Here is a 25972-nt window from a genome sequence, read left to right as displayed (position 1 = left end):
GTGATAGCTGACAATGAAGCTCAGCATCATCGGGAGTGGGTACGTCGGCACGACCATCGCCGCGTGCTTCGCCGACCTGGGCCACGACGTGGTCAACGTCGACATCGACGAGGACGTCGTCGCGACGCTGAACGCCGGGCAGTCGCCCATCCACGAACCCGGTCTGGACGAACTCGTCGAACGGCACGCCGGGGACCGACTCCGCGCGACCACCGACTACGACGCCGTCCTCGACACGGACGCGACGTTTCTCGCCCTCTCGACGCCCTCCGACGACGACGGCCACATCGACCTCTCGGTGATGGAGGCGGCCACGAAGTCGCTGGGCGCGACGCTCGCGGAGAAGGACGGCTCCCACCTCGTCGTCACCAAGAGCACGGTGATTCCGACGACGACCGAGGAGGTCATCGCGCCCCTCCTCGAGGAGCACTCCGGCAAGACCGAAGGCGAAGGGTTCGACGTGGGGATGAATCCCGAGTTCCTGCGGGAGGGCAGCGCCGTCGACGACTTCCTCGACCCCGACAAGGTGGTCCTCGGTTCCCGGACCGACCGGGGGGCCGAGACGCTCCGAGAGATATTCGACCCCCTCCTCGAACGCGCGCCCGAGGCCGCACTCGTGGAGACGGGCATCCGCGAGGCGGAGATGATAAAGTACGCGAACAACGCCTTCCTCGCGGCGAAGATTTCGCTCGCCAACGACCTCGCCAACGTCTGCAAGGAGTACGGCGTCGACTCCTACGAGGTGCTCGACGCCATCGGTCTCGACTCCCGCATCGGCGCGGAGTTCCTCGCCGCGGGCGTCGGGTGGGGCGGCAGTTGCTTCCCGAAGGACGTGGCGGCCATCGTCGCCGCCGCCCGCGACGCGGGCTACGACCCGGCGATGCTCGAAGCCGCCGTCGAGGTGAACGACCGCCAGCCCGTCCGCATGCTCGACATCCTCCGCGAACGCGTCGACCCCGACGGCGCGCGCGTCGCCGTCCTCGGACTGGCGTTCAAACCCGGGACCGACGACGTGCGCAACTCGCGCGCCATCCCCCTCGTCGACGCCCTCCGCGACGCCGGGGCCGACGTCGTCGGCTACGACCCCGTCGCGACGGCGAACTTCCGCGAGAAGTTCCCCGACATCGACTACGCCGACTCGGCGGCCGACGCCCTCGCCGGCGCGGACGCCGCCCTCGTCGTCACCGACTGGGACGAGTTCGCCGCCCTCGACGACGAGTTCGACGCGATGGCCGACCCCGTCGTCGTCGACGGCCGCCGCATCGTCACGCGCCGCGACGGCATCGTCTACGAGTCGCTCGTCTGACCGGGACCGCCGACGCTCCGCTCTCCGTTCTCCGCTTCGTCCTCCGGCGTCGCTCCGACCCCGACAGCGACGCCGCTCTGCCGAGTCGAACGTGCGTGTCGCGGAAACGGGCGGCGAGAGGGGCGAAATCAGAGAGAACGGACGGAATCGGAGCGCACGACAGAAATCAGAGAGAACGGACGAAACGGGAGAGAGCGGCCGAAATCGGGCCGCGGTGCCTACGCCGCGGGTTCGGCGGCGAACGCCGATTCGGGTGCCGCGAGCGACGAGGACGTGTCGTCGTCACCGGACGACCCGCCGGAGTCGGAGGTGTCCGAGGAGTCCGAGGAACCGGACGAGTCGGACCCGCCGGCGTCGGAGGAACTCGACCCGTCGGAGCTACCCGAGTCCGAGGAACCGCCCGTGTTCAGTTCGAGCCGCTGGGAGGTGCGCTCCAGTTCGACCGAGAGGTCGCCGTCCTGCGCACCGTTGACGTCGCCCTCGGCGACGGAGAGGTTCGAGCGGTGGTTGACGATGTAGCCGCTATCGTTGATGCTCGCACCCGTCGAGAGGGTGTACGGACCGGTCGCGCGGACGCTGACGTTCGTGTAGCCGTTGTCGGGTCCGTACTCGTCGTAGCCCGTCGTCGAGTACGGGAGCGTCATCGCGAACTCGCCGTCCTCGTTCGCCTGTGCCTGTTGCGTGTAGGTGAACGTGCTGTTGGAGGTGGGCACCCGCATCTCCACGCTCGCGGTGACCGTGCTGTTCGCGGGCGCGCCGCTTCCCTGCACCGTCGCGCCGGGCACGCGTTCGAAGCTCTTCACCCACGCGGTGTTGCTCGGCAGTAGCGCCTGCGGGTTGACCTGCGCGGCGCGCGCGTCGCCGTAGACGAGTCGCAGGTAGTCGTTCGACTGGGTGGCGGTGGCGTTGCTCGCCTTCACCAGCCGGTAGTGTTCGAGCGCCGGCACGCGTTCCTCGGGGAAGCCGGCGATGCCGCCGACCTGCGCGCTGCCGTCCTCTTCGACGAACTGCTCGGCCGCGCTCATGTTCTCGAACGAGCGGACGAGCGTGGCGTTCCCGGCGGGGTTACCGGGGACGCTGACGGCCCCTCGCGAGGTCTGAACCGTGCGGGGCTCCCAGTCCACGACGACCGGCGAGGGCTCCTGGGCGCTGCCGTGGTTGTAGTAGAGCCGCGTCATCATGCTGTCGTAGAACCGCTGGTCGCGCAGGAGGAAGTTCTCTCCCGAGTACTCCCCGTTGCTGTTGATGCGGTAGATGCGCTGTTCGTAGAACGCGTCCGAGGAGAAGTTCTCCTGCGCGTCGTAGAAGACGGCCGGCGCGCCGAACTTCGAGCCGGGCGTGGCCATCTTCCAGTCTACCATCACGTAGCGCGTCTCGTTGCCCTCGGTGCTCATCGACGAGAGCACGTCGCGCGCCTGCGTCTCGTTCGGCGCGAGGAGGAAGTTCGCCGCCTCCGTCGCGCCCTGCTGGAACGGGTTGGCGTTCGGGATGCGGTGGCCCTCGACGGTTATCCAGTGGCCGTAGTCCCACCACGAGAGGACGCCGTAGGCACCCTCGGGATACTGGAAGTCGTCCGTCTCCTCGTAGGTGCCGTAGTACGCCATCTCGTTGTCGGCGCCGCCGAACGTGCCTTCGCTCGGCGTGTTCGTCTGCGCCCACTCGAGCGACGACTCCCAGTTGAGCACGTCGCCCGGGTTGTTCGAGTTGCCCGCCTCCCAGGCGGTGTTCGTCTTGTCGACGGCCGGCGTCCCGGTGTTCCGCACGTTGAGCGGGACGAGGAGGACGGGGGCGGCGATGAGGAGGACGACCATCACGAGCGAGACGACCTGATAGAGTTCGAGGTTCGTGACGGAGTCGACCGTCGCGCGGACGTCGAGGAACGAGAGCACCTCGCCGAGGAGGTACGCGTTCATCACGACGACGATGACGGCGAGGTAGTAGTGGAACCGAAGCTGGGTGAACGCCGCGGAGGTCATGAAGACGGCCCAGACGACGACGAGCAGGTGTTCGGTGTCCTGCTCGACGAGGAGCGTGGCGCCGACGATGATGGCGCTCACCAGCGCGAGCCCGACGAGCTGTCCGTCCACGCCGACGAGGTTCCCGAGGCCGTTCGGGACGGCGGGGACGAGGAAGATGAGACCGACGACGAGGAGACCGCCGACGACGTAGCCGTAGTCGCGGGACTCGCCCCGCGCGACGAGCGGCTTCGACAGCATCCAGATGACCGCCACGACGGCGGTGAAGAACGTGAAGCCGTAGTCGGAGACGATGCGGTTCACGGCGGTCAGTTGGAGGCGGTTGAGCGTGCTCGGCGAGAGGTACGGTTGCGCCTCGCCGATGGTCCGCGTCGCGGCGTTCGCGCTGAACCCGAGGATGCGGAAGAAGTTACCGACGATGAGTCCCCACACGCTCGGGAGGACGACGGAGACGAGACCGAGTCCCACGAGGACCAGTCCGAAGACGGCGGCCGGGTAGAGGTTCGTGTCCACGTCGCGGGACTCGAACTGCCGCGCGAGCCACGCGAGGAAGACGGCACCGGCGCCGACGGCCACCGCGAGGAACGGTTGGACGAGCGAGAAACTGGTCGCGGAGAAGCCGAACTCGTCTATCTGGACGACCATCAGGAGGGCGGCGACGCCCATCGAGACGGCGGCGGCGTACGCCGTCGGCTCGGGGCTCTTGCCGTTCGCAACGTCGCTGGCCATCTTCACGAGGACGAACGCCCCGACGATGGCGACGAGGAGGACGCCCGGCGGCCACACCCACATGTAGAGCGCCGTCGCGACGCCGGCGAGGGCGGCCCACTTCGTCGAGGACCGGACGGCGTCGAAGTCGCGTTCGGCGACGATCTCCCAGATGGGCATCTCGCGCTCCGCGACGGCGAATGCGACGAGCAGTCCGGCGATTGCCAGCGCCTGGAAGAACGGCTCCACGCCGTTGTGGTCGGAGACGCCGACGAGCGTTCGCTGGAGGAACATCCCCGGCAGGAGGCCGAGGAGAATCGCGGCGAACAGCCCCGGGAGCCGACCGGCGAGGCGTTTACCGATGACGTACGCCGGGATGGCCGTCAGCGCGCCGAACACGGCGGGTGCCACCAAGAGCGTCTTCGCGACGAGTTCTTGACTCGGCGAGCCCAGTCCGACGACGAGGGCGGCCGTCGCGACGAGTTGGTCGTAGAGCGTCCCGAACTGACCGACGCTCGTGCCGTACGGGAAGTTCGTCCACGGGTCGAACGGTATCGTGAACGGCCAATGCCTGACGGTGTAGTTCACCTCGCGGAGGTGATACCACGCGTCGTTTCCGGAGAAGAACACCTCTCCGTCTCTGATAAATCGACTGTACGACTGGAGGCGGATGGCCAACATGGCGACCATCACCACGAGCAGGGCGGGGACGTGGTACCAGTCTTCGAAGCGCTCGAGGACCGATGGCGTGTCGTAGTCCTCGCGACGCTCGTTGTCTACGCTCATCGCTTTGACGAGAGAGCAAAACGCGCATAAGCCTTATGATGACTGCCAATCGCCACAGAACGGCCGAGGCGCCGAGTCCCTCGAACCCAGCGCCGTCTCGCGTTCGTGACGCCGAGACGCCTCCGGACGCAGCTTCTCCTTTCAGCACGCTTATGTAGGCCTTGTCGAATCCAGACAGTAATCGAATGACTCAGTCGTGGTACGAGAGTGCCCTCTCGCCCGCTCTCCCGTCTCGTCGAACCGTCCTCTGGCTCTGCGTCCTCGCCTGCGTCGCGAACGTCGTCCTCGTCGGCGCGCTGGCGGGCGCGGGCGTGCTGAAGTCGACCGAACGGGGCGACATCGAGTACACGGACACCGAGACGCGACCCGACGGCGACATCGTCGTCCCGTCCGACGCCGACTACCGGTTCGCCATCGAGAGTCCGACGGACGCCGACGCGTTCTACAACATGGTCGTGCGCGTCTGGAGCGGTGGGCCCCTCTACAACACGTGGCAACCGGACAACGTCCAGGAGTACCACTACCTCCCGGTCACCTACTACTTCTTCGCCGCCATCTCGCTGTTCGGCTACGTCGCGTTCAAGTACCTGCTGTTCGGCCTCTCGCTCCTCGCGACGGCCGGCGGGACGTACCTCCTGCTCGACGCCGAGAGTTCCAGCGTGGGATTCGACCTCTCTCGGCGGGCGCTACTCGGGCTCTCGGCTGCGTCCGTCGGGTTCGCGCCGATGGTGGCGAACTTCAAAGTCGGGCAGGTGACGCCGTTCGCGTACCTCTGCACCGCCGTCGCGTGGTGGGCGTATCGCCGGTCGGACGACGGACTGGGCGGTGCGGCCCTCGTCGTCCCGACCATTCTGAAGCCGTACTGGATGTCGCCGCTGGCCGTCTTCATCTCCCCCGCGGACCGTCGCTGGCGCGGCGTGGTCGGCTTCCTCGCCGCCTTCGCCGCCGCGAACGCCCTCTCCGTCTTCGCGTTCGGCGTCGAGACGACGGCGCACTACTACGCCATCGTCGCCTCGGAGGCACTCGCGGAGTCCGGCGGACTCGAACCCATCACCGAGTGGAGCGTCGAGGCGATTCGGCCGTTCCCGTTCCTCGGCGGGGTCGCGATAGTACCTCGACTCCTCTCGGTCCTCCCCATCGCGTGGGTGTGGGCCCGCTACGTCCGTGGCCGGTCCGACTACGACGTGCCTCTCTTCGCGCTCTCCATCGTCATGCTGTTCACTCTCCTGCAGAGCACGACGCTCATCGACCTCGGACTCGCCCTCGCGGCGTTCGTCGTCCTCGGCGTCCACTGCTACCGGGCCGACGGGTGGCCGTTCGCCCTCCTCGGTCTGTCGTTCCTCCTCGCGCACGCCCACACCTACGCGATGGAGGTGCTGGTGGGCAACGGACACCCGAACCTCGCCGGGATGCTCGACGGCGAACCGCTGTTGAAACTCCTCCAGCCCGCGGTGTACGCCGTCGGATTGCTCTACCTGCTCAGTCTGTGGCTCGCTTCGGAGCGCGCGACGGCGACCTGAGAGGGGTGCGACGGCGACCTGAAACGGACGGACGGCGAGGGCGGCGACGGGGCCGTCAGTTCGGGACGAAGTCGCCCAGCACGTTGTCGAGCGTGAGTCTGAAGTGCGGGCTGACGGCCAGCAGGCAGCCGAAGTAGACGACGCCGCCCAGCCCGACGACCAGCAACAGGTCGAGCACGCTCCGGATGGAGAACGCGAGGAGGACGCCCTCGACGGCGAGGAACATCACGACCGCGCTGGCTAGCTGCTCTATCACCGGCCGCGTCAGCACGAACGAGCCGAACATGCGGTAGAGGATGCCCTGGAAGATGACGACCCGGACGACTTCGGAGAGAATCGTGGCGGCGACGACGCCCTCCAGCCCGTACGCCCGCGCGAGGAAGACGGCCAACACGACGTCGATGCTGATGGTGACGACGCTGACGCCCAGATTTATCTCGGGTCGGTCGATGCCCGAGACGAGTTTGTCGAACGGGAGCTGGAACGAGTTGAACACCTGAAACAGCGCGAGGCCGACGAGCGCCATCGCGCCGGCCGTCGCGGACGGGCCGTAGATGGTCCGCATCAGCGCCTCCGGCATGGCGAGGGCACCGAAGAACAGCGGGGCCGCCAGGAGAATCGTGTAGGAGACGGCGTTGCGCAGGTCGTGTTCGACGCTCTCGCCGATGGAACTGAGACCGCTCGCCTTCACCGTGAGCGAGACGCCCACGCTGGTGGCGACGAACGTCGCCGGCACCGTGAGTCGGTGGGCGGGTTCGTACAGCCCGACGGCCGTGCTGCCGACGAGGCTCGCGAGGATGAGCACGTCGATGCGGCCGTACAGGTTGCTCGCGAAGCCGGAGGGGACGCTCCACTTGGCGAACTCCCACGTGCGCGCGAGCGCTCGTCTCGACGGTATCACCGGCCGCACGCCGATGAGGACGAGGACGCCCAGCGCGCAGACCAGCGTCGCCCCGACGTAGCCGTAGATGAGGCCGAACTCGCGGAATCCGACGAGGAGCAGGCCGACCTGCAGCGCGAGGGTGAGGACGCTCCGCGCGGCGTCGGTCCAGACCGCCAGCCCGGGCTTGCCGACGCCCGAGTAGATGCGGTTCGTCACCGTGAACAGGCTGAGGCTGGCGAAGATGCCGACGCCGCCCCAGAGGTGGCGACTGGAGAGGAAGAAGTTCGAGAGGGAGGACTCGAGGGCGTAGGCGAGGACGCCGCCCGCGCCGACGACGGTGACGTAGACGACGAAGCCGACGCCGATGTACTCGGCGAGGTCGGTCTGCTTCTCGCTCACGCGCTTCTGCAGTGCCGACGCGAACCCGCCGACGAGTTGGGCGACGACGTTCGCCGCCGCGAGGACGGTGTAGTAGATGCCGAGCGTCTCGGGGCCGAGGAACCGGTAGTAGACGACGATGCCGGCGAACCCCATCCCCGCGAGGAGTATCTTCGCGACGAAGCCGATGAGCGCCTCGCGACCCAGACTCAACGACGCCGTGTCCCGGCTCATTCGAGGTATCCCAGGTCGGCCAGCCGCTCCGTCACGTCGTCGTCGTCCGTCCGGACGCGCGTCCGCGGCTCGAACTCGTCGTACGACTCGGGCGGCACCGCGGTCACGGGACCGAGCGACTCGCCGTCCATGTCCGTCGCGGGCGCGACGCCGAACAGCGAGAGCAGCGTCGGGGCCACGTCGAACAGGTGCGCGCCGTCGAGCGACGCCGCCGAATCGACGTCGTCGCCGCGGAGGGCGACGACCCCCTCCAGCTTGTGGTTCCACGGTTCCGGTGCGACGAACGGTTCGTCGACGATCATCGACAGCGAGTGCTCGAAGTCCGCGGGCACGCAGAGCACGTCCACCGCGTCGTCCGCGAAGGGACCGTGGATGTACTCCTCGCGGGGGACGACGTCCTCGAAGACGGGGTCGCCGTCGGGCGTCTCCTGCGCCGACAGGAACTCGACGAGGTCGGACCTGACCGACTCGTACTCCGCGGGCGGAATCTTCCCGTCGGGGTCGCGGCCCGCGACGTTGAGTCGGACGCCGAGTTCCGAGGACGAGCGGAGGTACGCCACCGACTCGGCGAAGTCGACCGTCTCGCTGGCGGCGAAGACGGCGCTGACGGGGACGTGTCGGCCGACGAACTCGGCGAGCCCGAGACGTTCGAGAATCGCCTTCCCGCGCTGGTACGTCAGCCCGGCCTTCCCGGCGGCCCGGGCGAGTCGCTGGAGGCGGTCGGACTCGCCGTCCGTGTCGTCCTCGACCAACTGTTCGTCCTTTATCTGGAACCACGAGGGGACGCCGTGGCCGTCCGTCGTCGTCTCGGTGTACTCCCCGCGGCGGAGTAGTTCGTTCACGCGGACCTCGTACCCGTCGTACTCGCCCATGCCGTGGTCGGAGGCGACGACGACGTTGTCGGGGTCGAACTCGTCGAGTATCCGTTCGAGTTCGGCGTCGACCGTCTCGTATATCTCCCGGACCTTCTCTAAGTCGCCGGGGAAGTCGTGGAAGACGGCGTCGGTCTTCTGAAACTGGACGAAGCCGAAGTCGGGGTCGAACCGGTCGGCGAGGTACCTGAACGCCTCGCCGCGCGACTCGGTCAAGCGGACGTACTCGCGGAACTTCGCCGCGTCGTCCACCGTCTCGTCCGTCTCGCGGTTCGCGTACACCTGATAGCCGCCGAGTTCCTCGCGGAGTTCGTCCAGCAGTCCCTCGGGGTGACACCGCGGGTCGTTGTGGGCGAGGTAGCCGGGAACCACCGCGCCGTCGATGTCACGTGGGGGGTCGGTGACGGGTGCGTTCACGACGACGCTCGTCAGGCCCGCCTCGTGGAGGTAGTCCCAGACGGTCCGGGCCTTCAGGTCCGTCCCGTTGACGATGTCCCAGTCGTAGCCGTCGAACGAGAGGAAGTCGAAGACGCCGTGTTTCCCCGGGTTCTTCCCGGTGTACATCGAGGGCCAGGCGCTCGCCGTCCACGGCGGAATCTGCGATTCTAACGGACCGGCGACGCCGTCGTCGAACAACGACTGAAGCGTCGGCACGGCGTCCGCCTCGAACAGCGGTTCGAGGACGGGGAGGCACGCCGCGTCCAGTCCGACCAGTAGCGCGCGCATGGCGACTCATTCGACAGTCAGCATAAAAACGGACCGGGTCTCGGTGCGAGCGAGTCAGAGTCCGGAGGTGAAGCCGAAACCGGCCGCTCAGACGTAGCCGAGGTACTTCAGCTGTTCGTCCACGTCGACCTGTTCGTCGTCGGACTCGGCGGCCGTGGGTTCGTACTCGCCGTCGTCGGTGGCGTCGGTCACAACCCACGGAACCCGCCTGAGTCCGTCGAACTCGCCCGTCGCCGAGTGGCCGTACGCGCCCCACTCGCCGTACGCCTCGCCGTGGTCCGCGGTGACGACCACCCGGTCGGCGTCGACGCTCCGGAGGAGGAGTTCCACGTCGTCCAGCACCCACCGGAGGTTGTCGAGGTAGTGCTCCCACGCCTCGTCTCGGGAGAGTTTCCCGGCGAGAATCCAGTCCCACACCGTCTCGCGGAACGCCTTGTCGTCGCCGCCGCCGAGGCCGTCCAGTCCGAGCGAGCGATAGGGAGTGTGCGGCTGCATGTAGTGGGCGATGGTTCGGGGCGTCGCGTCCGACCGGAGCGCCGAAACCGTCGCGTCCGTCACCGCTCGCGGCGGAATCGTCTCCAACTCCCGGTCGAAGCCGTGCTCGTACACCTTCTCCAACCGGGCGAACTGGTCGCCGTCGAAGTCCTCGACGTGGCCGTTGGCGGTGACGTACGTCGTGTCGGCCACCGCCTCGGGCCGCGCCGCGAACGTCCGCTCCATCCAGAGGTGGGAGTTGGGGGCGACCGACCGGATGCTGGGGACCGCGTTCGGGACGAAGTCGTACTCGGGCGCGACGGCCTCCAGGGCGTCCACGCGGCAGGCGTCGAGGACCAGGAGGAGGTCCCACTCGTCGTCGTAGACGTTCGTCCCGCCGCGCGGGTACAGCCCGCTGAGTCGGTGCGAGACCCCCGACACCAGCGACCCGAGGGCCGCCTTCGACCCCGCGACCGGGCCGTACTGGTCTACCTGCATCTCCGCGCGGTCCAGCCAGTTCCCGAGGCTCATCTCTCGGTGGGGAGTACCCCGCACGACGGAGATATACCTGTCGATAGCCGAACCGGACGCGGCGACGGGCGCTGGGCGACGCCGCGTCGCGGGCGGGACACTCCGGTTCACTTTTGCTCCCCGTGCGAGACGGTTCCCGACGATGGACCTCGACTCCGCCCGCGTCGCGATGCTGTATCAGGACCCGCACCCGGCCCACGCGGGATTCGCCGAGGCCGTCGGCGCCGACCTCGTCGACTTCCGGGGGTTCGCGCCCGACTGGGTCGGCGACGGCGTCCCGGCGGACGTGGTGAACGGCCTCCGCGCGCCCGCCTACGACGTCTACCTCGTCGAGGGCTCTCGACCGCTCTACGCCGCCCTCGTCAACCGCGTCGTCCGCGGGTCGCGCCTCGTCTACCTCTGTGCGGACCACGGGCTGTACAGCCTCGGCCGCGACGACTTCGAGGGGAGTTCGGGGCTGAAGTCGCTGGTCGGCCGGTTCGGGACGCCGGCGATTCGGGCCGTCGGGCACCGCTACGTCGACGGCGTCGTCGCCGTCTCCGAGTTCGCCGCCGACTTCACCCGTCCCGTCGTCGGCGACGACGCCCCCATCGAAGTCGCGCACCCGTACGTCCAACCGGACGTGTACGACGCGCTGGGCGGGGTCTCGCCCGCGCTGGACGACAAAGTGGCGGTCACCGTCGGCCGGCCGAGTCGGTACAAGGGCGTGGACCTGCTCGTCGAGGCGTGGCCGCGGGTCCGGGAGCGACACCCCGAGGCCGAACTCCACGTCGTCGGCGGCGGCCACCCCGAGTCGTACGAACGGACCGAGGGCGTCACCGTCCGCGGCTACGTCGAGGACCTCTCGGACGCCCTCGCGCCGGCGTCCGTCTACGTCCAACCGTCCCGGATGGACACGTTCCCCGTGAGCGTCCTCGAGGCGATGCGCGCCGGCCTCCCGCCCGTCGTCACCGACACGACCGGCACCCGGTCGGAGGCGCGCCGCATCGACCCCTCCTTGGTCGTCTCGCCCACGCCGGCGTCCATCGCCGAGGGCGTCGCCACGTACTTCGACCGCGCGCCCGCAGAACGGCGGCGACTGTCGGACCGCGCCCGCGAACGCGGGTCGACGTTCGACGCCGACTCCCGGAGGGCCGCGTTCGCCGAGGCGTTCCGCCGCGTACTCGAAGCACTTTAAGGCCACAGCGCCGAGTGACCCAGTATGACCGTCTACGTCGTCGGCCTCGACGGTGCCGACTGGTCACTCCTCCGACGCTGGATGGACGACGGGCACCTCCCGGCGTTCGAACGGTTGACCGCCGAGGGCGTCGTCGGCGACCTGGAGAGCACGCTCCCGCCCATCACTTTTCCCGCGTGGAAGTGCTACTCGACCGGCAAGACCCCCGGCAAACTCGGCGTGTACGAGTGGTTCGCGTTCGAGCGCGACGACTGCGAGATAACGACGAACGACTCCTCGGACTTCCGGTCGCGCGAGTACTGGGACGTCCTCGCCGCCGCGGACCGGCGGGCGGCCACCGTCAACATGCCGACCACGCACCCGCCGCGGACGGCCGAGGGCGTGTTGACCGTCGCCGGCAGTCCCGCCTCCGAGCGCGGCGAGTTCACCGCGCCGTCGTCGCTGAAGTCGGAACTGCTCGACGCGGTGCCGAACTACCGGACGAAACCCGACCTCGTCCTGAGCGAGGCCGACCCCGACGAGTTGATAGCCGAGGCGCGGACGCTGGCCGACCAGCGGTTCGACGCGGCCGAGTGGCTGGCGACCGAGAAGGACTGCGAACTCGTCCACACCACCGTCTTCGTCACCGACACGGTCCAGCACCGCCTCTGGGACCGTCCCGACGACGTGCGCCGCCTGTACGAACGTATCGACGACAGACTCGGCGAACTCCTCGACCGAGACGACACCGAGGCCGTCTTCCTCATGAGCGATCACGGCTTCGTCGAGATAGACGAGACGTTCCTCGTCAACCAGTGGCTGGCCGACCGGGGCGAACTCGTCGTCGGCGAGGACTCCAAGCGCGGCGCACTCGCGAGCGTCGGACTCACGGAGGAACGCCTGAAGTCGCTCGTCGGCCGCCTCGGACTCGTCAACCTCGCGCAGGCGCTGGTGCCGGAGTCGGTGCAGCGACTGTTCCCCAGCGAGAGCGGCCGCGTCTCCGTCCAGGACGCCCCCATCGACTGGGACGAGACGAAGGCCATCTCGCTCGGCCGCGGTCCCGTCTACGTCAACGACCGCGCGTTCGACACCGCGGCGGCCAAGGAGGAGTACCTCTCCGAACTCGCGGGGGCCATCGAGTCGCTGGAGACGCCCGACGGCCGACCGGTCGCCGCCGCGGTCCACCGCCCCGCGGACGTCTACACCGGCGAGATGGCGCGGTCGCCGGACCTCGTCGTCGAGTACACCACCGGCGTGGACGCGCCCGAATCGCTCGGCGGCGAGGTGTTCGGCGAGCGGTTGGAGTGGCTGGCGACCCACCGGCGCACCGGCGTGTTCGCCGCGTGGGGCGAGGACGTGGCGACGGCCGACGACGCCGTGGACCTGACGCTGTACGACCTCGCGCCGACGGTTCTGCACTACCTCGGTGCCCCCGTTCCCGCGGACGTCGACGGCGACGTGGTGGACGCCGTGCTGGCGGGCGACGCCGCCGACCGCGCGGTCGAGACCGGACCGGCGACGGCCGTCGGCACCGGCGACAACCGGGCCGACCAGCGAGACGTCGAGGAGACGCTGAAGAGCCTGGGGTACGTCGAATGAGCAACCCGCTGCAGCGCTTCCCCCGCCTGAACAACGCGTTCGTCAACACGCGCCACAAGGTCAAACACTGGCTGGAACGCCGGGACAGGGACGTCTCGTACGACGCGACGGTCGGGGACCCGCGGAACGTGCTGTTCGTCGTCGTCGACTGCCTCCGCGCGGACCACGTCTCGGCGTTCGGACACGACCGGTCGACGACGCCGACGCTGGACGCGTTCGACGGCGCGGCGTTCTCGCACGCCGTCGCGCCGAGTCCGTGGACGTTCCCCTCGGTCCCGTCGTTGCTGTCGGGTCGCTACCCGCACGAACACGGCGGCCGGTTCGAGACGGAGTACCGGGACCTCTCGTCAGAGCAGTTCCCCGCGCGACCCACCGCGTCGGTGCCGACGATTCCGGAACTCCTCGAATCGGCCGGCTACGACACGGCGATGCTGACCGCGATTCCGATGGCGGCGAAGGCGACGGGCGACCGCTTCCAGACGGTCGACATGCGCTACACGCCGGCCGCCGACCAGGTGTCGAGAGCGCTCGACTGGGTGGACGGCCGGGACCGGTGGTTCCTCCACCTCCACCTCGGCGACCCGCACGCGCCCCTCGACGTGCCCGCGGACCACCGCGAGACGTTCGACGTGCCGGACGTCGAGGGCCTCGAAGACTGGCGCTTCCGCGAGGAGGCGTCGGGCGAGGGGTTCGAGGCGTACGCCGACGCGCGACGGCGCGCGTACGACGCGTCGGTCCGCGGGGCCGACGACGAACTGGCGCGCCTCCTCGACGCCGTCCCCGACGACACCGTGGTCGTCGTCTGCGGCGACCACGGCGAGGCGTTCTGGGAGCATCCGTCGCTGGAACGCCGCCTCAACGACGACCCGCGCGGGTTCTACGCCACCGACCACGGACACAGCGTCCTCGAAGAAGTCGCCCGCGTGCCCCTGTGGGTCGACGCGCCGACCCTGCCGTCCGGAACGTCCGACGAACGCGTCTCGCTGGTGGACGTGGTTCCGACGGTCCTCGACGCCCTCGACGTGGCGGACGCGCCGGCGACGACGGGGGCCGAACTCGGCGCTCCGGACCCGTCCCGGCCGGTCCTCTGCGAGGAGACGGCGTACGGCTACGACCAGCGCGCCGTCTGGGTGGACGACGCGAAACTCGTGGTCGTCCCCGGCCTCGACGAGGCGGTCTGGTTCGACCTCTCGGCGGACCCCGGCGAGTCAGACCCGCGCGAGGACGTGCCCGAGGACCTCCGGGCGGCACTCGACTCCGTCGACGCCGGCGTGTACGGCGAGGAGACGATGGACGTCGACGACGCGACCAGAGACCGACTCTCGGAACTCGGCTATCTGGAGTAGCAGTAGCGCCCGGGGTCACCGGCGGCGCATCGCCCGCGCTCGGACGCCTCCCCCGCGGAACCGACATATATTTGTTCGGCGTCGCCGAAGGCAGTATTTAAATGGTCAACGTCTGCATCGTCGTCCTGGACGCGGTGAGAGCGGCCAATCTGTCCTGCTACGGCCACTCCCGTCCGACGACGCCGAACATCGACTCGGTCGCCGACGAGTCGGTCGTCTTCGAACGCGCCATCTCCCCCGCCCCCGTCACCCTCGACTCCACCGCCTCCCTCTTCACCGGCCTGTACCCCGGCGACCACCGGGCCGGCCAGCGCGGGACGCTCGACGTGGACGTGCCCCACCTGCCGGAACTGCTGGCGGACGCCGGCCACGAGACGGGCGCGGTGACGACGAACCCGTTCGTCACCCCCGGGTTCGGGTTCGACCAGGGCGTCGACCGGTTCGACGCCGTCGAACACCGGTTCGAACGGGGGATGAACGTCCGGAAGTTCTTCAACGAGCACAAACACCTCCCGAGTCACCGGCGCTACCTCAGCTTCCTCCGCGCGTCGCTGGACCGGAACTTCCTCTCGCACGTCGGCAACGGCCTCCAGTTCCGCTTCGAGTTGTTCGGCGCTGACGACGACAACGGCGCGACGGAGACGACGCGGGCGGCGACGCGGTTCTTCGACGACGCCTCGGAGCCGTGGTTCCTGTACGCCCACTACAGCGAGGCGCACATGAAGGACGTCCGGCACCTCTACAAACTTCCGCGAGCGGACCGCTACCGGTTCGTCGACGAGGACCGGGTGGACGACGTCGGCGTCCAACAGCACCCCGACGGCGAGTATCCGGCGGACTCGATGGACGTCCACGAACGCCTGTACGACGGGTCGATACGTTACCTCGACCGGCACGTCGGCCGCCTCGTGGACGACCTGAAGGAGCGCGGCGAGTGGGACGACACGCTGTTCGCGATAACGGCCGACCACGGCGAGTGTCTGGGGGAGTACGGCGCGATGGGCCACGGTCACCTGTACGAACCCGGCGTCCGCGTCCCGTTGGTCGTCAAGCCGCCGGCGGAGATGGACGAGGACCCGGGACGCCGGGACGGACGCGTCAACACGCTGGGTCTGTACGCCACCGTCGCCGAACTCGTCGGCGCGGACGCGGACCACGCGCAGGTGCCGAGCGTCTTCGCGGACCACGAGCACGTCCTCACGCAGGACTACTCGGGGTCGTGGAGTTGGAGCCGGTACGGCGACGACACCGCCGGACAGCACGCCCTGTACGTGGACGACCTGAAGCTGATTCGGCAGGGGGAGTCCGTCGAACTGTACGACACGACCGAGGAGGAGTTCGAGGCCGGACCGCCGCTCTCGGACCACCCGCGACGGGAGGAGTTGGTGGAGACGATGGACGCCTACCTCGACTCGTTCGACGAGTCGACGGAGAGCATCGACCGCATCGACGTGGACGAGAGCGCGAGCCAGCGACTCGAAGACCTGGGTTACCTCTGAGAACGCCGGGCGGCCGCTACTCCAGGTAGCCGAGTTCGCGCAGGTGCTGTTCGACCATCTCGTCGTCCTCGTCGACGCCGCCGTCGCCGCTCCGCAGGGCGGCCATCCGCTCTTGATGTTCGTCCAGTCGGTCGGTCAGGTCGGCGTACTCGGGGGGCGAGTCGTCCACGCGGTTGTCCTCGGGGGCCTCCGCGGGCGTCGCGCGGACGTCGTAGAGGAACTCCCCGTCGTCGCCGTGGCGCATCAGCTTCCAGCCGTCGGCGCGGCGGACGTAGCTCCGCGTGTAGTCTATCTGCCGGCCCACGTCGCCGAAGGCGAACTCGCGGGCGTCGGCGTCGCCGCGCGCGACGGCCAGCGCCGACTCGCCCTGCCACGCCGCCGTCGCGTCGAGGCCGACGGCGTCCGTCAGCGTCGGTGGGAGGTCGATGAGGCGGACCTGCCCGTCCACCGTCCCCGTCTCGTCGACGCCGTCCACGACGAACGGCACGCGGACGATGCCCTCCCAGAACTCCGGCGGGTGGCCCGCGTGGCCGTGTTCGCCGACGAGTTCGCCGTGGTCTGCGGTGAGGCAGACGACGGTGTCGTCGCGAATCCCGCGTTCGTCCAGTTCGGACAGCAGCGACTCGAACTGGTCGTCCGTGTACGCGCACTCGGCGTCGTAGAGTCGGCGTATCGTCTCCCACTCTTCCTCGGTCATCTCCTCGGGGTGGTGCGTCCCCTTCCGGGAGAGGCGGCGGCACTCGGCGACGCTCTCGGGGTCGTCGAGGAACTGCCGCTGGTACTCGTCGGGCGCCTCGTAGGGGTGGTGGACGTCCATGTAGTGGAGCCAGACGAACCAGTCCTCGTCGTCGTCGCGTTCGGCGATCCAGTCGAGGGTTCGTCGGTTGAGCGACTCGGCGCGTTCGTACTCGCTCTCGTTGCCCGTCGTCGTGGACCAGAGCGCGTCGACGCGGGTGTAGACCCGCTCTATCGTCTTGAACAGGGCGCCGTCCTTGTCGAGGTTCGACTGGACGAACTGCTTCAACTTCCCCGCCTCGGTGGTGCTACTGGCGTCGTGCATCCGGTCGAACCCGCGGTCGAAGTGGTACGACCCGCTGGCGAAGTGGTTGTCCGTGTACCCGCTCGTCGCGTAGCCGGCGTCGCGCAGTCGTTCGGCGAGGGTGACGACGCCGCCGCCCTCGGCGGGGATGCCCAGTCCCTCGATGCTCGCGAAGTGGCGGCTCGCGTGAATCGCGGGGAACGACGCGGGCGTCGCCGGGCCGTTGGCGACGCACTCGGTGAACTCCAGGGCGTCGTCGGCGAACGACCGGGTGAACGGCATGACCTCCTCGTTGACGCGGTCGGCGCGGAGCGAGTCGACGGTGACGAGCAGGACGTTCATGCGTCCCCCTTTTCATCGGACGACAAAAGCGCTCTGTACTCCGACGCGAGGCGCTCGGCGACGTCGTCCCAACCGAGGAGCGCCGACGCGTCCGGGACCGCATCGCTCGCCGCCCCGACGGCGGCCGCGACGGGGGCCGGCGCGACGGAGTCGACGCCGACGCACCCGCGCCGCCCGGCCCAGTCGACCAGCGCGCCCGACTCGCGGACGACGCAGGGCGTCCCCGCCGCGATGGCCTCGGCGACGGTCATGCCGTAGGACTCGAACTCGCTCAGCGCCAGGTAGACGGCCGCGCCGGCGTACAGTCCCGGCAGCGCGCCGTCGTCCACGTAGCCGAGGAACTCGACGCGGTCGTCGACGCCCTCCCGTCGGGCGATTCGGCCCAACTCCTCGCGGTACGGTCCGCTCCCGGCGACGAGCAGGTCGTAGTCGGGGAGGTCCGCGAGCGCTCGAATCGCGTGCTGGACGCCTTTGTACTCCTCCAACCGTCCGACGGTGAGGAGATACGGCCGGTCGCGGTCCGGCGGGTCGGCCGCGGCGAAGCGCTCGACGTCCAGTCCGTTCGGCACCACCGTCGCCTCGACGCCGAAGTCGGCCGCCAACCGCTCCCGCTCCCACTCGCTGACCGCTATCGCTGCGTCGGCGCGGCGGACGGCCCACCCGCCGACGGGACGGTACGCGGAGAGCAGTCTGTCGCGCACCGAGTCGGCGCTGGCGCCGTGGTAGTGGGTGGTGACGACGAACGGCCGGTCGCCGGCGCCGAGGGCGGCGAACAGGAGGGGGAACGAGTGGTAGTTGTGCGCGTGGACGACGTCCGCGTCGGCACGGCGGACCGCCGCCGCGAGTTGCGGACAGACGTGCATCGCGCCGCCGGGCGCGAGGCTCCGATACCGGCGCACCCGGACGCCGTTCCGTCGCTCCCGCCGGAAACCGCCGTCGCCCGCGTCGGCGGCGAGGACGGTCACGTCGTGGCCGCGTTCGACCAGCCGTTCGGCTAGCTCGCGGACGTGCGTCTCCACGCCGCCGGACTGCGGCGGATACCGCGGCGTCACCTGCAGTAGCTTCATCGGTGGCTCCGACGGCTCACTCGTACACGTCGCGCAGTTCCTCGTCCACTTCCCAGACGGCCGACCCCTCGCCGCGGAGCAGTTTTACCGCGGCGAACAGCAGCGACACCTGCGTGTCGAACACCGCGTGGAACGGCTGGAGCGGGCCCAACAGGTCGCGAGACCCGAGGAGGGTGAACGCGCCGACGGCCGCGGGCACCGCGAGGCCGAACGGGCCGGCGACGAGGAGGCCGAACAGCGTCGAGAGCGTCACCGCGCCGGCGAGGAGCCACGGCGAGACGACCATGAACCACCAGTTGAACGGGAGGACGACGCCGCCGTACAGGCCGTGCCGGCCGACGGCGTCGCGGTGCTGGAATAGGAGTCGCAGCAGGCCCATCGCGCGGCGGTCCTTCTGCGTGCGGCGCTTGCCGAACTCCGAGTGCGACGCCTCCTTGTAGCGCACGTCCGGGTCGAACAGGACGCGCTTGCCGTTGCGGCGGATGAGGAGGGCGAGTTCGGTGTCGTCGGCGATGGAGTCGGGGTCGATGGGGACGATGTCGTCGTTCTCGAACGCGGAGAACGGCCCGTGGAAGATGAGCGTCGAGTCGATGTGCGACTCCAGCGTCTGAATCTTCGCCTGCACGCCGCGGTAGCCCTCCTCCACGTCGCTCCCGCCGAGGACGTCCACGTTGCGGCCGGTCACGGCGCCCACGTCGGGGTCGGCGAGGTTCGCGGCCGCCTCGCGAAGCGCGTCGGCGGCGACTTTCGAGTCGCAGTCCGTCTTGACGACCATCTCGTTCTCGGCGGCCGCGTACGCGTCGTTGAGGGCGGGCGCGAGGCCGCGGCGTTCGTCCTCCTCGATGAGGTTCAGCGTCGGCGCCTCCCGGTCGGCGAAGAAGTTCCGGACGATGTCGCGCGTGTCGTCGTCCGAGGAGTCCACGATGACGACTTCGACCTTCTCCATCGGGTAGTCCAGGGAGACCACGTCGCGGAGTTTGTTCTCGATGATTCGCTCCTCGTTGTACGTCGGCAGGACGATGCTCACCGTCGGTTCCGCCCGCCGCTTGTCGGCGGGCGACCCCTCGGGCTTCCAGACGGCGTACAGCGCGAGGTACAGCAGATACGGGAGTCCCGTCAGCGAGACGAGCCCCGCGATTGCGCCGAGAAATCGGCGGACGTACGTTCGCATGACCGGCGGTTTGCGGACCAGCACAAAAATCCCCGCGGTCGGCGGGCGGGCCGTCGCGGGGGCCGCGGCGGCAGCCGGGGGACGCCCCTTCATCGACGGGTGACCGAGGACGCCGTTCGGCCGCAGACGGTGCCGGGGGCGTTCCGCAACCCCTTTTACCGATCCCTGTCGCAGTTTTGCCTAATGGACTACGACGACGTCTGCATCCTCATCCCGACGTACAACGAGGCCGAAACCATCGGCGACGTCGTCGACGACTTCCGCGAGGAGGGGTTCGAGAACGTCCTCGTCATCGACGGCGGGTCCGAGGACGGGACGGCCGAACTCGCCGAGGAGCACGGCGCGCGGGTCGTGATGCAGTCGGGGTCGGGGAAGGGGCAGGCCATCCGGGAGGCCGTCGAGTACCACGTCGACGCCCCGTACATCCTGATGCTGGACGGCGACGCGACGTACCGCGCGGCGGACGCCGAGGCGATGCTCGCACCTCTGGACGAGGGGTACGAACACGTCATCGGCGACCGGTTCGCCGACATGCGCGACGGCGCGATGACGCGGTTCAACCAGTTCGGCAACCGCGTGGTCAACCGGGCGTTCGCCACCATCCACGGGCAGGACTTCGAGGACATCCTCTCGGGCTACCGCGCGTTCACGCGCGCCTCGTTCGGTCGGATGACGCTCACCGCCGACGGCTTCGGCGTCGAGACGGAGATGGCCGTCGAGTGCGTCAAGCGCAACATCGAGACGACGGTGGTCCCCGTCTCGTACCTGCCGCGCCCGTCCGGGTCGGACACGAACCTGCGGCCCATCCGCGACGGCGGCATCATCTTCCTCGAACTCTACCGCCGGGCGAAGACGAACAACCCGCTCTTCTACTTCGGGAGCGTCGGTGGCGTCTCCACGCTCACGGGGGTCATCATCGCCGCCTACGTCGGCATCGAGTGGGTGACCGTCCGCGTCTCCCACGAGGTGCTGGCCGTCGTCGCGGCGTTCGCCGTCATCGTCGGCGTGCAACTGCTGATGTTCGGCGTCCTCTCGGACCTCATCCTCTCGCTGCACCGCGACACGCTCCGGAAGATAGACGAGGAACTCGACCGGTAGGAACCGGGAACGCGCGAACCGACGACGCCGGGGACTTCGCACGTCACAGACGCCCGGCGCACAGCCGTCAACGCCGGGGGCCGGCGACGCCGCTGACGACGCCCGAGAGCGCGGCGCGACGACGACGCGGGAGAGACCGCTTCAGAACGGGAGCAGCGCGCGGAGTTGGCCGAGGATGTTGTTCGACGCCGACTGCCGGTACTCCTCGAACACCGGGTGGAGGTGGTCGAGCAGTTCCGCCTTGCTGGCGAAGCGAGACTGCGGCACCGACTCGAGCGCTTCGCTGAGGCGAACGGTCCCTCCGGCGGCGTTGTACGGCACGGCGACGTCGTCGAGTTCGCGGACGAGTTCGTCGGCGGTGACGGGGTAGGTTATGTCCGCCTCCGACAGGTCCTTCGCGAGTGCGGCGATGCCGAACTCGAGCGAGTCGGGTTCGTCGTCGTCCTGCGGTGGTGGTCGTGCGGCCATCAACGAGCGTTAGGACGCCGCGCGTTGAAAAACCCCCGAACGACTCCGACCGTCCGTACCTGTTAACCGGTGGGAGGTCCTTCTGCCGGTACGACGATGACCGACTACACCACGGTGTCGATACCGAAAGACCTCGCCGAACGCGTCGAGACGACCATCGAAGGCACGAGTTTCTCCAGCACGAGCGACCTCGTCCGGTTCCTCCTCCGCAGCATCGTCATCCAACACCAGCGAGAGGGCAAACTCACCGAAGCCCAGTTCGAGGACATCGCCGAGCAACTGGCGGACCTCGGCTACCTCGACCGCTGAGGGACCCCGGCCGCCGCCGCGGACGCCCGCGTCCGCACCGTTCGGTCGGCACCCGCCTGCCGGCCGCGACCGGTCGGTTCAGTCGCCGACCAGCGACTCCTTCGGCGGGTCGGCGTCGAGTACGTCGAGCGACAGGCGCTTGCCCGACCGGTCGAAGGCGGCCACCGACTCGGCGTCCCACGGGGGGACGGCCACGAGGACGGCGGCGGCGAAGTCGTCCTCCCGGGTGGGTTCGGCGGGCCCCTGCGGGTGCGAGACGAACTTGGCGCGCCCGCGACCGGCGGGCGTCCCGAGGTCCATCCCGAACACTGCCCGGACGGACTGCCCGGCCTCGGGCATGTAGAAGTGGCTCAGCACCGGCGTCTCCGATGCCACGTCCAACTCCTCTTCGAACTCCCCGGCCGGCGTCGTCGCGAGGACCACCGTGACCCGTTCGGGTTCGGCCTCGGACGCCATGTCGAGGAGGGCGTCGTGCAACCCGCGCGTGATGAAGACCACACTCTCCGTAGTACGTCGGCCCTAAAAACGTGCCCGGGTCGAAGCGTCTCCGGGTCGGCGCTCGGGAGCGCAGACCGCGGTTCGGCCGCTCTACGCCCACTACGACAGCATTCGCTCCAGCGCCCGCCGGTACGCGCCCGGGAGGTTCGACCGGGCGTTGGCGAGGGCGTCGTGCAACGCCGTCGCCGCGTCGTCCGTGACGCCGGCGCCGTGGCCGACGAGGACGCGGTCCGGTTCGAACCGCCGCAGGACGCGCCGCGGCGGGAACGGGCGGAGCATCGGGTGGACGCCGAGGCGTTCCCCCGGCGCGCAGAAGTACGACGCCGTCCCGACGGCTTCCGGAACGACGAGCGTTCCCGACGACTCCTGGTAGAAGCCGACCTCCTGCCACGGCGGGACGGACTTGTCCAGCACGGTGAACGCGTCGAACCCGGAGTCGGCGAGGCGGCGGCCGAAGCGTTCGACGGGCGCGTCGATGTCGTCCGCGACGTCGGTCATCCAGTCTGCGACGTACACCGACACGTCGTGTCGCCGCGCCAGTTTCGCGGCGTCGCGTTCGTGTCGGTCCAACCCGACGACGACGCCCGACACCTCGCCGTACTCCGCCACGAGGTCGTCGAGGCCCTCGGAGTCGACGGGGTCGAACAGCCAGACGCCGCCGTCGTCGCCGACGACGGCGTGACTCGCCCGTTGCATCTCCTCGTCGGGGTACGCGAGCCAGCCGACGCCGCCGTCCCACCGGTCTATCTCTCGATACTCGGCCGTCCCGCGACCCTTCATCGGCATACCTGCCTGTGGGGGGCGACGAGGGATAAATCCGCCCGCCGTGGAAGGGGTTGCCCGTCCCGAAGGTGCTTTACCGGGCGGGTCGCGCGCCGCGTCGTCGGGCCCTCGGGGCGGTCGCTCCCGTGCACGTCGCGTCCGCGGGGACGGGACGATATTTCAGCCCCCGACCCGTAGGACGGCCATGCTCACCCGTCTCTGTCGTCTCGGTCTGGAGGCCAAGTATCTCGGGGCGGCCCGGGAGTTCTACGAGACGCGCCTCGGACTCGCGCCCGTGGCCGAGTCCGACGCGGCCGTCGCCTACGCCGTCGGCGAGACGACGGTCGTCCTCCGCCGCCCCGTCTCGACCCCGCGCGGCGGCGTCCACACGCACTACGCGTTCTCGACCACGCGCGAGGCGTACGACGACTGGCTGGCGTCGCTGTCGGACCTCGATCCCGTCGAGTTCAGCTTCGGCAGTTCCCGGTCGCTGTACGTCTACGACCCCGACGGCAACTGCGTCGAAATCGGCGGCGTCGACGACGCGGTGCCCGAGGACGCGGGGTCGGCGTCCGCGACGCGACCGCTGACGGGCATCTTCGAGGTGGTGCTGGAGGTGACCGACCTCGAACGCGCCGAGGCGCAGTTTCGTTCGCTCGGCTTCGAGGTGTCCGACAGGGGGGAGGAACGGCCGCGCGTGCGCCTCTCCGGACCCGTGGACCTCGAACTGTGGGAACCGCAGTTGGGAATCGCCGACGCTCGGGGCGGACTGCACGTGGACCTGACGTTCCGGACCGACGACCCGCGGGCGGCGGTGGAGGCGGGCGGACCGTGGGCCGCCGGCCCCGAGGTAGTCGGCGGCGGCGCAGACGATGGCGCGGAGACGGGTGACGGCGCGGCGGTGGGTGGCGACACGGAGGGACTTCGCGTGCGCGACGCCGACGGCCACGTCCTCACGTTCGTCACCGACTGCTGACCGGCGCGGTCGGCGCGTTCGGCGGGTCACCTGCGTGCCGTCGCGTTCGGCGGGTCGGATACGGGACGACGACGCGGGCGTCCGTCAGAGTCGGTCGGTGTCGATGTTCACGCCCGGCGGCGTCACGACGAGGAACTTCCGGAAGTGCATCAGTTGGCCGTCCATGTCCTTTATCTCGCGTGCGAACCCGGTGGCGAGTTCGTTCAGGTCGCCCTCGACGGCGAGGAACAGGACGTTCCCGTCGTCGACGGCGGCGATCCACTCCTGCGGGTCCGTCTCGCCGTCGAGGACGCCCAGAATCACGTCGCCGGTCACTTCCTCCTCGTCGAGATGTTCCTCGGCCGACGAGAGGTCGAGGTTGAAATCGCTCATACCCGCTCTCATTGCGGAGGGGGACGAAAAGGGTTCGGTGCGACCCGGGTTCTCGACGCCGCGGGCGCGGGCCCCCGACCGGGGGTCCACGTTCGTCCACTGCGGGGCGCGCGCGAGCCGACGGAACCTTCAATTCACAAATTACACGGCGAAAATTTCAGAGACTACGCCGTGCTAACACGTCTGGTCGCCGAGTCGATATAAGGACATATGTATTCCTTCCACTCAATGGCACGCGTTTAAGTCGTGCGGTTTCGCCGATTCGACCGGCCACCGCGAGATACTGTGTACCGTTCGTGAGGCTGTCGCAGGGAAATGCTTTTATACGTCCCGGCGGCTCGGATGTGATACGATGTCTCAACGACACACGGAGGACACTTCGTCGGGCTCCCCGGCGGGTCGAGTTCTTCCAGGGCACGTTAGCCCACATTACTGAATCGGAGATTGACGGTGTACGGATTTTCGACACGACGCTGCGCGACGGCGAGCAGTCGCCACGCACCTCGTTCAGTTACGAGGAGAAGCGCGACATCGCGGCGACGCTAGACGAGATGGGGACGCACGTCATCGAGGCGGGCTTCCCGGTCAACTCGGACGCGGAGTTCGAGGCAGTCAGCGACATCGCCGCCGCCACGGACACGACCGTCTGTGGGCTGGCTCGCGTCGTCGACAAGGACGTGGAGGCCGCTCTCGACGCGGGAGTGGGGATGGTCCACGTCTTCGTCAGCACCAGCGACGTGCAGTTGGCCGACTCGATGCACGCCTCCAAGGAGGAGGCGGTCGAGCGCGCAGTCGAGAGTGTCGAACGAGTGAAAGACGCCGGCGTGGAGGTCATGTTCTCCCCGATGGACGCCACCCGAACCGACGTGGAGTTCCTCGGCGAGATTCTGTCCGCGGTGGACGACGCCGGCGTCGACTGGGTGAACATCCCGGACACGTGCGGCGTCGCCACGCCGACGCGCTTCGCGGACCTCGTCCGCGAAGTCCGCCAGCACACCGACGCGCACATCGACGTGCACGCGCACGACGACTTCGGACTGGCCACTGCGAACGCCATGGCGGGCTTCGAGGCCGGCGCCGCGCAGGCGCAGGTGTCCGTCAACGGCATCGGCGAACGCGCGGGCAACGCCGCCTACGAGGAGGTCGTCATGTCGGCGGAGTCCCTGTACGACGTCGACACGGGAATCGACACCAAACGCATCACGGAACTGTCGCGCATCGTCGAGGAGGCGAGCGACATCCCGGTGCCGGCGAACAAGCCGGTCGTCGGGCGCAACGCCTTCAGCCACGAGAGCGGCATCCACGCGGCCGGCGTCATCGAGAACTCGGACACGTTCGAGCCGGGCGTGATGACCCCCGAGATGGTCGGCGCCGAACGCGAGTTCGTGCTCGGCAAACACACCGGCGCGCACTCCGTCCGCAAGCGACTGGAGGACGCCGGGTTCCGACCGGACGACGGCGAGGTCCGCGCGGTGACCCGACGCGTGAAGGACACCGGCGCGGAGAAAGAGCGCGTGACGACCGACGTACTGACGCGCATCGCCGACGACGTGGGCGTCGACCACGAGGACGACTCCGAGCACGAGGAGGTCCGAGCCTGATGCCCCGCGCCCCGTTCGCTCGCGACGGTGAGCAGCGGGTGCGCATCCACCGACCGAGCGGCAGCAATCGTTGCGCCGCGCGAAACGTTGATTACGGTGCGAGAGAATCGACCGCACACGATGCGACAGCAGACCGTCACCGGGTCGGCCGCCCCCGCACAGTGGGGACGCGCCACCGACGGGGTCGCTGTCCGGTCGCTCATTATCGTAGGGGCCGCCTAGCCCCTTCCATCCTCACACGCTCGACGTTCGACGTTTCGCACGGCACACCGCCG

Annotated in this window: 21 protein-coding genes; 10 read left to right on the top strand and 11 right to left on the bottom strand. The window is 69.1% G+C overall.

Annotation, left to right across the window (positions count from 1 at the left end; translation table 11 throughout):
- The first annotated feature begins 13 nt into the window (after window positions 1–13).
- Window positions 14–1306, top strand: a complete 1293-nt coding sequence (gene aglM / locus BM310_RS09490) for a UDP-glucose 6-dehydrogenase AglM (protein ID WP_089806869.1) — start codon at window positions 14–16, stop codon at window positions 1304–1306.
- 218 nt (window positions 1307–1524) lie between these two features.
- Here aglM and BM310_RS09485 read toward each other — a convergent pair whose 3' ends face one another.
- Window positions 1525–4776 carry an oligosaccharyl transferase, archaeosortase A system-associated gene (locus BM310_RS09485; protein WP_089806868.1) on the bottom strand — a complete coding sequence of 1084 codons (3252 nt, stop codon included), beginning with the start codon at window positions 4774–4776 and terminating at the stop codon, window positions 1525–1527.
- Window positions 4777–4961: 185 nt separating this feature from the next.
- Between BM310_RS09485 and BM310_RS09480 the strand changes: the two genes are divergently transcribed.
- On the top strand, window positions 4962–6296 hold the full coding sequence (locus BM310_RS09480) for a glycosyltransferase family 87 protein (protein ID WP_089806865.1): 1335 nt from the start codon (window positions 4962–4964) through the stop codon (window positions 6294–6296).
- Window positions 6297–6351: 55 nt separating this feature from the next.
- Here BM310_RS09480 and BM310_RS09475 read toward each other — a convergent pair whose 3' ends face one another.
- The 3 genes from BM310_RS09475 to BM310_RS09465 all read right to left on the bottom strand — a co-directional run bounded on the left by BM310_RS09475 (window position 6352) and on the right by BM310_RS09465 (window position 10394).
- Window positions 6352–7791, bottom strand: coding sequence for an oligosaccharide flippase family protein (locus BM310_RS09475; protein ID WP_089806863.1), 1440 nt, complete (start codon window positions 7789–7791; stop codon window positions 6352–6354).
- Window positions 7788–9389, bottom strand: a complete 1602-nt coding sequence (locus BM310_RS09470; RefSeq protein WP_089806861.1) for an alkaline phosphatase family protein — start codon at window positions 9387–9389, stop codon at window positions 7788–7790. Before BM310_RS09470 ends, BM310_RS09475 begins: the two co-directional genes overlap by 4 nt.
- Before the next feature lie 87 nt (window positions 9390–9476).
- On the bottom strand, window positions 9477–10394 hold the full coding sequence (locus BM310_RS09465; protein ID WP_089806859.1) for an alkaline phosphatase family protein: 918 nt from the start codon (window positions 10392–10394) through the stop codon (window positions 9477–9479).
- Window positions 10395–10536: 142 nt separating this feature from the next.
- Here BM310_RS09465 and BM310_RS09460 point away from each other — a divergent pair, with 142 nt between their 5' ends.
- The 4 genes from BM310_RS09460 to BM310_RS09445 all read left to right on the top strand — a co-directional run bounded on the left by BM310_RS09460 (window position 10537) and on the right by BM310_RS09445 (window position 15994).
- Complete coding sequence (locus BM310_RS09460) at window positions 10537–11571, top strand: glycosyltransferase family 4 protein (RefSeq protein WP_089806857.1); 1035 nt, start codon at window positions 10537–10539, stop codon at window positions 11569–11571.
- A gap of 24 nt (window positions 11572–11595) precedes the next feature.
- Window positions 11596–13149: an alkaline phosphatase family protein gene (locus BM310_RS09455; RefSeq protein ID WP_089806855.1), complete on the top strand. Its 1554-nt coding sequence runs from the start codon at window positions 11596–11598 to the stop codon at window positions 13147–13149.
- Window positions 13146–14495 (top strand): sulfatase, encoded by a 1350-nt coding sequence (locus BM310_RS09450; RefSeq protein ID WP_089806853.1) that lies wholly within the window; start codon window positions 13146–13148, stop codon window positions 14493–14495. Before BM310_RS09455 ends, BM310_RS09450 begins: the two co-directional genes overlap by 4 nt.
- 101 nt (window positions 14496–14596) lie before the next feature.
- Window positions 14597–15994: a sulfatase gene (locus BM310_RS09445; RefSeq protein ID WP_089806851.1), complete on the top strand. Its 1398-nt coding sequence runs from the start codon at window positions 14597–14599 to the stop codon at window positions 15992–15994.
- Between the two features lie 16 nt (window positions 15995–16010).
- Here BM310_RS09445 and BM310_RS09440 read toward each other — a convergent pair whose 3' ends face one another.
- The 3 genes from BM310_RS09440 to BM310_RS09430 are packed head-to-tail and all read right to left on the bottom strand — an operon-like array spanning window position 16011 to window position 19613.
- The gene (locus BM310_RS09440) at window positions 16011–17375 is read right to left on the bottom strand and encodes a sulfatase (RefSeq protein ID WP_089806849.1); all 1365 of its coding nucleotides are present in this window, start codon (window positions 17373–17375) and stop codon (window positions 16011–16013) included.
- Window positions 17372–18442, bottom strand: coding sequence for a glycosyltransferase family 4 protein (locus BM310_RS09435; protein WP_089806847.1), 1071 nt, complete (start codon window positions 18440–18442; stop codon window positions 17372–17374). The genes BM310_RS09440 and BM310_RS09435 overlap by 4 nt, the downstream gene beginning before the upstream one ends.
- Window positions 18443–18458: 16 nt before the next feature.
- Entirely contained in the window at window positions 18459–19613 is a 1155-nt protein-coding gene (locus BM310_RS09430) for a glycosyltransferase (protein WP_089806845.1), read from the bottom strand.
- A 183-nt stretch (window positions 19614–19796) separates the two neighbouring features.
- Here BM310_RS09430 and aglJ point away from each other — a divergent pair, with 183 nt between their 5' ends.
- Window positions 19797–20711: an S-layer glycoprotein N-glycosyltransferase AglJ gene (aglJ, locus tag BM310_RS09425; RefSeq protein WP_089806843.1), complete on the top strand. Its 915-nt coding sequence runs from the start codon at window positions 19797–19799 to the stop codon at window positions 20709–20711.
- A 141-nt stretch (window positions 20712–20852) separates the two neighbouring features.
- Here the strand turns inward: aglJ and BM310_RS09420 are convergent, their stop codons facing one another.
- Window positions 20853–21179 carry a DUF5789 family protein gene (locus tag BM310_RS09420; protein ID WP_089806841.1) on the bottom strand — a complete coding sequence of 109 codons (327 nt, stop codon included), beginning with the start codon at window positions 21177–21179 and terminating at the stop codon, window positions 20853–20855.
- A 96-nt stretch (window positions 21180–21275) separates the two neighbouring features.
- Between BM310_RS09420 and BM310_RS09415 the strand changes: the two genes are divergently transcribed.
- Window positions 21276–21488 (top strand): ribbon-helix-helix domain-containing protein, encoded by a 213-nt coding sequence (locus tag BM310_RS09415; protein WP_006054834.1) that lies wholly within the window; start codon window positions 21276–21278, stop codon window positions 21486–21488.
- Window positions 21489–21566: 78 nt separating this feature from the next.
- Here BM310_RS09415 and BM310_RS09410 read toward each other — a convergent pair whose 3' ends face one another.
- The gene (locus tag BM310_RS09410) at window positions 21567–21986 is read right to left on the bottom strand and encodes a hypothetical protein (protein WP_089806839.1); all 420 of its coding nucleotides are present in this window, start codon (window positions 21984–21986) and stop codon (window positions 21567–21569) included.
- A gap of 99 nt (window positions 21987–22085) precedes the next feature.
- Entirely contained in the window at window positions 22086–22772 is a 687-nt protein-coding gene (locus BM310_RS09405; protein WP_177232572.1) for a hypothetical protein, read from the bottom strand.
- Window positions 22773–22953: 181 nt separating this feature from the next.
- Here BM310_RS09405 and BM310_RS09400 point away from each other — a divergent pair, with 181 nt between their 5' ends.
- Window positions 22954–23724 (top strand): VOC family protein, encoded by a 771-nt coding sequence (locus BM310_RS09400; protein ID WP_089806837.1) that lies wholly within the window; start codon window positions 22954–22956, stop codon window positions 23722–23724.
- A gap of 84 nt (window positions 23725–23808) precedes the next feature.
- On the opposite strand, the gene BM310_RS09395 is transcribed toward BM310_RS09400, so the two are convergent.
- Window positions 23809–24096 (bottom strand): DUF5779 family protein, encoded by a 288-nt coding sequence (locus tag BM310_RS09395; RefSeq protein ID WP_089806835.1) that lies wholly within the window; start codon window positions 24094–24096, stop codon window positions 23809–23811.
- Window positions 24097–24440: 344 nt separating this feature from the next.
- On the opposite strand from BM310_RS09395, the gene BM310_RS09390 reads away from it, so the two are divergent.
- Window positions 24441–25697 carry a LeuA family protein gene (locus tag BM310_RS09390; RefSeq protein ID WP_394328050.1) on the top strand — a complete coding sequence of 419 codons (1257 nt, stop codon included), beginning with the start codon at window positions 24441–24443 and terminating at the stop codon, window positions 25695–25697.
- The last annotated feature ends 275 nt before the right edge of the window (window positions 25698–25972 follow it).

The organism is Halogeometricum rufum, from assembly GCF_900112175.1.
Taxonomy (GTDB): Archaea; Halobacteriota; Halobacteria; order Halobacteriales; family Haloferacaceae; genus Halogeometricum; species Halogeometricum rufum.
This window is presented reverse-complemented; position numbering and strand designations above follow the sequence as displayed.